The organism is Flavobacterium sp. GNP008, from assembly GCF_056428965.1.
The window spans coordinates 1-266 of sequence record NZ_JBWJVL010000031.1 but is presented as its reverse complement, the minus strand read 5'-3'; the positions used below and the strand labels follow the sequence as shown (position 1 = coordinate 266).

Here is a 266-nt window from a genome sequence, read left to right as displayed (position 1 = left end):
ATTATTTTTTCACTACAAAGACGACCCCAGCAATGGCCACCAACATACCAATAATTCCTAACAAATTAAACGCCTCACCAAACATCAACCACGCCATTACGGCGGTCGTCGGCGGGGTCAGATATAGCAGACTGGTCACGCTAGTGGCAGCGCTATTACGAATTAACGTAAAGAGTAAAAAGATCGCCCCAATTGATAGCGCAAATATTGACCACAACAGCGCCCCGATAAAACTGGGAGTCCATTGCACCGAGGACAATCCTGGC

1 protein-coding gene is annotated in these 266 nt (G+C 47.4%); it reads right to left on the bottom strand.

Annotated features, from left to right (window positions below; translation table 11 throughout):
* Position 1 precedes the first annotated feature (1 nt).
* Positions 2-266: EamA family transporter (locus tag AC0608_RS13760; protein WP_478289469.1), on the bottom strand; the 265-nt coding region annotated here is incomplete at its 5' end.